The 9150-nt window shown below is 67.7% G+C and carries 7 protein-coding genes; 1 reads left to right on the top strand and 6 read right to left on the bottom strand.

The features are described from left to right. Window positions 1–1369: Ig-like domain-containing protein (locus ACFQ4H_RS05225; protein WP_377567524.1), on the bottom strand; the 1369-nt coding region annotated here is incomplete at its 3' end. Window positions 1370–2224: 855 nt separating this feature from the next. On the opposite strand from ACFQ4H_RS05225, the gene ACFQ4H_RS05220 reads away from it, so the two are divergent. Continuing rightward, the gene (locus ACFQ4H_RS05220; protein WP_377567522.1) at window positions 2225–2419 is read left to right on the top strand and encodes a hypothetical protein; all 195 of its coding nucleotides are present in this window, start codon (window positions 2225–2227) and stop codon (window positions 2417–2419) included. On the opposite strand, the gene ACFQ4H_RS05215 is transcribed toward ACFQ4H_RS05220, so the two are convergent. The 5 genes from ACFQ4H_RS05215 to ACFQ4H_RS05195 are packed head-to-tail and all read right to left on the bottom strand — an operon-like array spanning window position 2389 to window position 9104. After that, on the bottom strand, window positions 2389–3792 hold the full coding sequence (locus ACFQ4H_RS05215; RefSeq protein WP_377567520.1) for a hypothetical protein: 1404 nt from the start codon (window positions 3790–3792) through the stop codon (window positions 2389–2391). The genes ACFQ4H_RS05220 and ACFQ4H_RS05215 overlap by 31 nt on opposite strands. Before the next feature lie 2 nt (window positions 3793–3794). Further along, a complete protein-coding gene (locus tag ACFQ4H_RS05210) occupies window positions 3795–5021 on the bottom strand; it encodes an OmpA family protein (protein ID WP_377567518.1) in 1227 nt (408 codons plus the stop codon). Next, window positions 5018–5893 carry a hypothetical protein gene (locus tag ACFQ4H_RS05205; protein WP_377567516.1) on the bottom strand — a complete coding sequence of 292 codons (876 nt, stop codon included), beginning with the start codon at window positions 5891–5893 and terminating at the stop codon, window positions 5018–5020. The genes ACFQ4H_RS05210 and ACFQ4H_RS05205 overlap by 4 nt, the downstream gene beginning before the upstream one ends. Beyond that, window positions 5890–8265, bottom strand: a complete 2376-nt coding sequence (locus tag ACFQ4H_RS05200) for a hypothetical protein (protein WP_377567514.1) — start codon at window positions 8263–8265, stop codon at window positions 5890–5892. The genes ACFQ4H_RS05205 and ACFQ4H_RS05200 overlap by 4 nt, the downstream gene beginning before the upstream one ends. Continuing rightward, window positions 8262–9104: a nucleotidyl cyclase domain-containing protein gene (locus ACFQ4H_RS05195; protein ID WP_377567512.1), complete on the bottom strand. Its 843-nt coding sequence runs from the start codon at window positions 9102–9104 to the stop codon at window positions 8262–8264. Before ACFQ4H_RS05195 ends, ACFQ4H_RS05200 begins: the two co-directional genes overlap by 4 nt. Window positions 9105–9150 lie beyond the last annotated feature (46 nt).

The raw sequence follows: 9150 nt of genomic DNA, 5'->3' as shown, positions 1-9150 counted from the left end.
CCACTGTGGTGGTGCCGGCAACAACACCGTCGATGGTGACGGTGATGGTGTTACCCGGCTCGCCCGTTCCGGTGATGGTCGGGGTGGAGTCGTTGACCTGCTGTCCGTTTGTTGGGCTGGTGATCACCGGAGCAGCCGGTGGGGCCTGCACGGTGAACGTCACGGAGTTCGATGGCCCGGAGACTATGCCCCCGGACTCCTGGGTTGCCGTGATCGTATGGTCGCCTACCGCTAACGGAGTTGCCGGGACAAGCGACCACGTTCCATCTGGCGCGACCACCGCCGTTCCGATTACTGTCCCACTCTCGGTCACCGTGACCGTCGCACCGGGAATCCCGGTACCGGAGATCGTCGGCGTCTCGCCGGTCGTCTGACCGTTGGTCGGCGAGGTGATCGTCGGCGGGTCCAGAGCGTCGCACTGCACGCCACCGGACGGAGCAGTCGCGGTGGCCGACAGCGGCAGCAGATCGAAGTCGAACGACGCGAGAGTGACACCCAGTGAAGTGGCAGAGCCACTGATGCTCACGAAGTTCAACGAACCCGAGCCAGTGGCACCCGACGAGGCGTCGACGAGATTGCCAACGCTGATCGTCAGGTTGACGGTCGCCACAAAGGGAATGTTGAGATTGATCGGGAGCGACATGCCAGCGGTCAGTGTCGTCGTCACCCCACCGACCGTCACCGTCACGCCGTAGTTGTTGGCGGTGACCGTACCCGTCGTGCCATCGGACGTGGCCGTCAAGAGCGGGTTGGTCGCAACGTTGACCGCGACCAGACCGTTGATCAGAGACAGCGAACCAAGGTTACCGGTGCTGGTGGAAACCACCGAGCCGCCCGACAGCGTCACCTGGCCGCTGGTCTCCAGCGTTCCCATATCGAGAATGGTGATGCCGGGGATGCCCAGGTTCGCGCTGGCCATGCTGGTGGTCGACTGCGCGATCGCCGTACCGTCAGGAACGCATGCTGCGTCACCGGCCCAGTTCGTCGAGCCAGTACCGACAAGTTCACCCGTGTCGAGCAGGCCGGGCACATCCAACTGACCCAGCGCGACGTTGTAACTGTCCGTAGGCGTGGTGTTGTTGGAGTTCGCGTCGCCCGTGACGACACTCACCGGGATGCCGATCGCGCCGGCTTCGAGGTTGGAGGACTCCGCGTGGGCCCGTGGGTCGGCAGTACTGTCAACGGCGGTGGCTGAATGGCCCAATGCGGCACCGATGGTAAGGCCCGCCGCCGTGATGTTCAGCGACATCGCATCGCCGTGTGTGGAGCCGCTGTAGGTCGCTGGCAGCGGATCGGCCTGGGCGGTACCGGGGCCGAGGGAAGCGGCAAGAACGGCACCAACCACCGTGATCGCGGCGCGCGCCGTCATTCGGCGACGGTCGGGCTGGAGGACAAGGCTTCTCATCTCGCCTCCATCCGGCCGGTGGAGGTGTTCCTCCGCTGAGCAGACACCAGGGCCGGGACGAGAGCTGGCTGGACCTGCCGAAGCCGCTCGATCCGCGAGTACGGGAGATTGCCGGCTGGCCGCAACTCGGGCACGGGCTGCCCGGGTATGTCCGCCGTCCTACCCACCCTCTTCGGGTACGCCGGAGCAGAACCGCTCACAGCGCTATGTAGCCACATCGATTCCATGTGCGTCACCGATTACCGAACCTTTCGGAGTCAGGGGACAAAGCAATACGAAATGGCATAGTAAGACATGAATCATCTTTCTACCGAAAAACCTCAAAACGGGCAGGAGGCTCTTGAGAAATCCACTCGGGATTCAAATGCACAAAGTTTTCACAATTCGTGGAGCTGGCCTCTTGGGTGCGCCCTGCGGATCTTTCGATCAAGGTCGACCAGAACGATGCCGGAAGCCGCGAACTTGTACTCACCCGCCACCGGGGGCGGCAGGGCGCGGATGTTGCCTTCCTCGTCCGCCGTACGTGGGACGACTGTGCCGCGACCGAACTCCAGTGCGTCGGCACATCGGCGACGACGACCAGCGAAGGCGACGTGGCATACCAGCGGGTCGAGGTGGCGAAGGTGGCCAGCCGCCTGTCAGGCCGCTATCCGGTCCGTGCTCCAAGCCGGCACCGGGATCAAGGACCCGGAGACCGGGCGTCACAACCTCGACATCGCGGTGCAGGACGGCAGGTTGCCGTACTCCTGGACGGCGCCGCCTGGTCGCGGAGGAGGCCCATATGCAGGCCTTCCGCCTCGGTCAGCCACTCTGCGGCGGGTGATCGGTGACCTCGGCTCGGTCACCGATCACCCGGCTGCCACGGCGGACACCCTCGCCGACGACTTGCGCTCCGCGCACATCCGGGTCCGCGAGGCAGCCGGTCAGCGGGTGCGCCGCCAGATCACCGTCACCGCCCAGAAGCCGGCCGACGTGCTCGGTGTCTATGTCTGTCTGCCCGCCGGCAGCAGTTGACCGTCGCCTCGGTCGGGGCCAGCCACGCCGGACTGGCGGTCCGGCCCACCGTCGGTACGGGCAGCGAGCTGTTCGTTCAGTCGATCCACCAGGGTGGCCAGTTCATGTTCCAGCAGGTCCGGATGGTATTTGGCCAGGGTTTGCCGGGTGTACCCCAGCACTTCCATCCCGAGCGGCGGCCCGGCCATCCCGGTGAACACCTGGTTGGTGACGACGATGTCGCCGTCGACACTGACGAACCTGGGAGCCACCATCCCGGTGAGCCCGTGGCCCGCCCGCTCCTCGGCGATCTCTGCCCAGGCGTCCATCAGCCGCCAGCGGGCACTGGCCGCAGCCTCCTCGGTCACCGTGTGTGTCTCCTGCCAGGACTTGGCGTGTGCGGCCAGCTTCTCCCGTGCCTGCGCCTCCAGCAGGGTGTAGCGGGCGGTGGCGGACCGCAGCTCCTGCTGAGCCTTTCTTGCCGTGTCCGCGTACGGGTTGTGGGCACTGGCCTTGAAGGCGATCGCGGCGATGGTGAGCAGGAGGAGCAACGCGACCATCGGCAGGCGCAGCCCCGGCTGCTGGAGACTTCCCCCACGTAGCCAGGCCCATATGCCGAGTACGCCGAGGACCAGACTGGTGAAGGCCACCGGAAGGACCCAGCTCGGCCACGGCAGGTCGTCGTCGCTGCGTCGCTCGTCTGCGGGACGCCAGGCCACGAACATCCGGTACAACAGGACCTTCCACGTCAACCGCCGACGCAAGGGGCGTCGTTCGGCTCGGTGGCGGTGGCGGAACAGTGGCACGGCCAGCCAGCTCCCGGACAGGATCAGGGCCATGGCGATGGCGAACCCGGGCACGTACGAGACCCAGTATTCGATGGTCAGTAGGTTGTCGGGTGCGTCGATCATGTCGCGGAACGCCGTCGCGAAGAACACGGTGTCGTAGATCGCACTGGCCAGGATCATGGCCCAGACCAGCCACGGATGTAGCCATCCCGGACGGTGCCTGCGGTCCTCGGCACCGTCTCGGGCGTGCCGGGTGACGACGTCGCGCTGCCCTTGGGCCGCCGTCAGCAGGCTGTGTTCCGCCTCGAACGCGGCCAGCATCTGCAGCGCCGACCTGCTGTGCCGCCAGGCGTCGACCAGCCGGTCTGCGGCGGTCCGGATGGCCTGGTGGGATGCGGCCAGCGCCTGATCGGCGGCGATCGTGGCGCGGGTCAGCCGGGCCGACTCGGAGTGGGACAGTTCCCCGACCGGGTACGTCTCCGGCACGGCGACCGGCTGGTCGGCGGTGAGCCGGGTCGGTCCCAGCAGAACCTGCTGCGGGCACGGGACCGGTGAGTACCGGCGACCGTTCGGCCCAATCTCGTTACTCGTGATCTGGTCGGTCATCGTTACCCGCCTCCTCGGGTCAGCACGATCTCCACCCGCCGGTTCTGTTGCAGACACTGGTCGTCCCAGGTCCCGTCCGGTCGCCGCTCGTGTGGGCACAACAGCCGTTTCTCTCCCTCACCCCGGGTCCGCACCTGGGTGAATCCCTCCCCACGCAGCACCTGTCCCACCGCAGCGGCACGTCGCTCCGACAGATCCTGGTTGTACGCATCGTCGCTGCGGGAATCGGTGTGACCGATCACCTCGACGGTGGTGCCGGGTTCGACGCCGACCTCCAGGGCCAGGGTCACCAGGCGTTGCCGTCCCTCGGCCCCCACCTGGTCGGAGTCGGTGTCGAACAGCGTGGCGGAGGGCAGCGGCAGTACGGTGCGGTCAGGAACCGCCGGCGGGCCGGCGCCGGGGGTGAAGGCCACCGGGGCGTCCGCTGGTGCACCGTCACTCTGCTTGCCGGTTGCCCGCTGGACCGGAGCGGTCGAGACCGTGCACGACGCCGCCTGAGCCAGGAGGCACACCCGCTCCCAGTACGTTCGCAGCCAGGCCAGATGTCCCGTTTCCGGCACCGGCTGCCCCTCGGCCGGGTGTCCGACGCCGAGCATCACCACGTGTACGCCGTTCAGCGCGGTGGGCCAGTCGGGTTTTCCGGGGCAGGCGGTAGCCATGGCCTCGATGAACTCCTGGTCGCCGACCGGCCGACGGCTGAGGTCGGCACAGCCTGTGGTGCTCAGGCCATCGGTGGCCAGGATCACCGTCCGACGCTGCTGGCCGGCCTGCCCGGTGTGCTCGGCGGCGACCCCGAGCGCGCCGAGCACGTCGGTACGGGCGGCGCGGGCCGGTGCCGAGGCTGCTTCGCGGGCGGCGGCGGACAGACAGCTGATGGCCTTTTCCCGGTCGGCCTTCCGGTTGTTCGGCCGCTTGCTGTTCGAGCGGGTCGGCCTGCTGTCGGTGGTCCAGCCGACGGTGGCGGCCGATCCGTCGAAGGTGCCGATGGAGACGACGTCCTGGCGATCCACTGCCGCCTCGATCTGTCCGGCCAGCACGGTCGGGTACTGCGGGGCCGCGCCGGTCGACCGGGTGGAAGCCGATACGTCGATCAGGATGGCGGTGTTGCCCACGCCGTCGACCTGCTCGTCCGCCGGCCGGGAGCAGTCGGGCTCGTCCGCGCCACAGCCTGCGGTGGCACCGAGCGCGACGACGGAGGCGACCACCACCAGGACTCGGCCGAGTCTCATGACTTCTCCTTGGTGCCGGGGCCGCTGTCGACGCTGCTCGGTTGGGCGGACCAGAGGCTGTCGTCCAGGCCCATCTGCTTGCGGAAGGCCTGTAGGGCGCTGTCGTACGCGTTGGCGAACTCGTACAGACCGAGGTGCTGGTGGTCCTTGGTCGTCTGGTGGAGGAGGTCGATGAGCTTCGTCGCCGAATCGCGCCGCTGACCGGCCAGCCTGGCGACCACCGTCGCGAAGTCCGGCTTGGTCATCTGGGCGGCATGCACCACCGTTGGTCCATGACCGATCTCCTCGAAGAGCTTCTGCCAGCGATGGGTGAGTTCGCCGAGCCGTTCGACGCGTAGCCGGCCGAGGCTGGCCTCCGCTTCGACCTCCAACTCGAGCAGGGAGAAGGGCCGCAGATGTTCCCGGACCCGGGGATCGGGCAGCACCCGTACCTTGGCCGTGCACCTGACCAGGCCGGCGTCGTCCGAGTAGCACCATCCCGAATCGAGTTCCGCCTGGATCGCCGCCTCGGCCTCGACCGCCTGGTAGGGCGAGTAGGCACGGGCCACCTTCCAGGCCCGCTCGCGAACCGTGTCCCGGGCACTGGCGGTGTATTCCCGCGCCTGGTGGGTCAGCTCCTCGTACGGCATGACGTGGGTGGACCACAGCAGGTCGACGTACACCTGGAACTCGAACACGTCGCCCTGGCACAGCACCGTCATGGGTTCGTCCTCGCTGGACGGCTGGTATTCCACCTTTTCCTGCTTGGCCGGCACGAAACTCTTGGCCGGCTCGGGTGGCGCTACCGGCTGGCTGTCACCGCGCAGCCAGTCGACGATCCGGCGCCAGAGGCTGCGCCGTTTCGGGGTTTCGTAGGATGTCTGATCGGTCATGACCTACCTCCAGGGGTGTCATTGGCGGGAACGTGGTCGGCTGCCCGGTCAGCCGGGTTCTCCCAGGGCAGGGAGAGCAGCCGTCGGGCGGTCTTGGAGCCGGAGTCCCCGCGGCTCCAGATTTGGAGATGGAATCGGCCTCGGGTGGCTGTCGGACCGGCCAGGATGCGACTGACCAGGGCGGTGATCTGGTCCCCTAGCTCGGCGTCGGTGTCGGCCAGACGTACCCAGGCGTGGAGCTGTTGCCAGGCCCGGTATGCGGTGGTCGGTTCGGTGAGAGCGGCCCGCCACAGCGTGACGAGATCCTGGGTGGCGGATGTCGAACCGGCGGTGTGGAGCAGCAACACCGGCCAGAGCCGGTCGTTCTGGTCGGTCACCAGCCTGGCCAGCAGGATGAGCCCACGTACGGCGTGGACACGTACCCGGTAGGTGTCGTCGCGGTTCCACTCGACCAGGCACTCGCGGGTCTGGTCGGCGGCGAACTCGTACACGGCACACAGCGCATGGGCGACCGACGCGCTGGCGTTGAGGGTGTCCCGCCCGGCGAGGATCCGCAGGTTGTGCAGGGCCAGCGTCGGCAGAGCCGTCCCCAACCGGGTGGCGTACGTCCGAGCGGCCGTGTCGTGCAGCAGCGCGTTCGGGCTCTGGACCCAGTCGTCCACCTGACGCCAGATCCGGTCGAAGAACTGCGTGTTGTCGAGGGCACTGTCCAGCGCTATGACCGCTGCCTGCCGGACGAAGCCCTTGGGGGATCGGGCCCAGGGACCGATCAGCACCCGGTAGACCTCGCCGAAGTCGTACGTTGCCAGTAGGCCGGCAACCTCGGCGGCCCGGCTGCGCAGCGATTCACGTCTGCCGAAGACGAGCGTGTTGAGCCAGGCCAGCAGGGGCACCCGTACCGAGTCGAAGTCGTGCCAGACGACATCGAGCACGTCGACCTGGAGCCGACGGTCGGCGAGCCGGGCCCGGCGCGGATGCTCCGTGACGTTGTCGGGAGAAAGGGTGCCGGTCGCCCCCAGACCGGTGTTGAGCATCTGGTCGACGCCGCCGTCGAAGACGACCCGGGCGGGCCGCTCCTCGTCGCCCTGCACCTGCCACAGGATGCTCAGCAGCAGTTCCCCGGCGTTGAACACGTCCGCCAGTGGGTAACCGTCGAACACCGCGTAGGCGATCTGGAATGCCTGCCGACGTGGCGTGGGTGGCTGTGCGTTGCCGGTTTCCGCATTGGGGTGTTCGTGCTTGAGTAGCTTTGCGGCCAGCTCGCGGACCCGGCTCCGCAGGCCACGCATTGCCTGCTTCAGCTCCTTTTCCTTGCCGCTCCAGTTGGCCAGCGTCTCGGCGAGCTCCACGGCCGAGCCGGGTTTCGGATGGGCGGTGAGCGCTTTGGTCACGTCTTCCTGGTCCAGGCACTTCTCGACGAACGCCTGATGGCAGGAGTCGACGCAGCGACCGCAGGTGCCGACGCAGCGAGCGCTCTGTTTCAGCAGGCGGGGGAGGTGCCGACGGATCACGTTCGCCGCATCCGGCGGTGTGTGCAGTGCGCCGTACGGCCTGAGGGACGGCTCCGGCGCGTCGGCCCGGTCGTCCAGGATGACCAGGTAGGCGTCACAGCGTCGGGCCATTGTCGCGAACGTGCTCAACGTGCCGGCGCTGACGGTTCCCGGTTCGGTCAGCTCAAGGATCACGCCGTGCCCGGGAGTGATCAGGTCAGCTTCGCCGGCCAGTTCCGCGAGGGTGACATCGGGTTCGGCGACCGCGATGCCGGCCACCTTGTCGGGGCCGACGACGGCGGCCAGCAGCATCTGTGCGGTGGTCCGGCGACCGCCGCCGGCTGTCCCGCACAGATAGGTCAGCCGGTTGTTCGCCAGCTCTCCCCGGATCTGCTCGAAGCCGTCGACCGTTACGTAGGTCTCGGTGATGCTTCCGATGCGGGTGGCGGTTTCCTGTGATTTCAGAACGGTGATCCGCTTGCCGTTCTTCGTGATCAGGTTGAATGCCTGGGCGCCGGGGCCGAAGGCGGTGGCGCCGTGGGTGGTGACCCGCTGCCACTGCTGGTGGGAGCCACCCTCCGGACCGGACGAGGAATCCGTGTGCCAGCTCATGTCGCTGTTCGAGTCCTCGGCCGAGGAGTTGGCGGCGGCCCCGTCGGCTTGTGCGTCGTACCAGCTCCGGGGGTTGTCCCGGTCGCTGTTGACGGCGTCGAGGCCTTCCGGGGTGGCGGCGGGGAGTTGGGGTGCGGGCGCTGGAGCCGGGGTGGACGGGGTGGACGGCGGCGGTGCTACCGGCTTCTCCACGTCACTGGTGTTCTCCGGTCCCGCCGGGTCCGGTCGGCTGCTTGTGGCGGCCTGGTCTGGGCGCTCGGCGTCGGTCATTCGTCCGTCCGTCCGAAGTGCATGGCGCCGTGGTTGATCGCCTGGCTACCGTTTCCCACGACCGATTGGCCGTAGACCTTCACCGAACCGATGTGCATTTCGCCGTACGTCTCGGCGTGGTCGTCCGTGCCGTTGTCCGAGTGCCGCTGCCCGTTGGCGTGGCCGCTGCTGGTCGACGCCTTGGCGGCCGGCGTGGGCTGGCTGGGCGACGGCTCGGAAACCGGGTCGTGCTCGGCGCCGGTGACGTACGGGGGCTGGTGACCGGGCACGTACAGGTAGCACGTCTCGCTGAAGTCCTTGCCGGGCACCTGTGCCCGTACCCGCCGGAACATCCGTTCTTCGAGCCCGAGTTCCCCGTGCGGGACGGCACGCAGGTAGAACCCCTCGGAGAGGACCACGACGAGCGGTGCCTCCGGTACGGCAGCCATGGCTTCCTTGGCGGCGTCCGTGTCGCGTAGCCGAGCAGCCACGACGATTGCGTCACCGCCACGCGGTACGCCGTCACCGTCCACCGACACGTCGCCGGAGTCGATTCCGATCCGGAGCCGGAGTTGATGGTCCGGGCTCTTGTTCCGGTTGTAGTCGCGGATGTTTATCCGGACCTGGTTGATGAACTGCACCAGCACCCAGGCAGCGGGCACCTCGGCGGGGGCGAGGGTGAGTTCGCCGTCGCCCCGGTTACTGCGGACCCAGTCACCTGGGAAGGGGGGCGGGATTTCCAATGCGGCACTGAAGGCGTCTTCTGCGGCGATACCGAGAGCGGAGTGCCGTCGATATCCACCGCGGCTGGAGTTGACGATGTCAGAGGAGATCGCGGTCGCTGGCTTTGGAAGTTCCATGGTCATTCATGCCTTTGGTCGAGTAAGGAGGGCTGTCACTCTGCGT

The organism is Micromonospora sonneratiae, from assembly GCF_042679305.1.
Classification (GTDB): Bacteria; Actinomycetota; Actinomycetes; order Mycobacteriales; family Micromonosporaceae; genus Micromonospora_H; species Micromonospora_H sonneratiae.
Note: the sequence above shows the minus strand (reverse complement) of the source record. Positions and strands in the feature narration are given on the sequence as shown.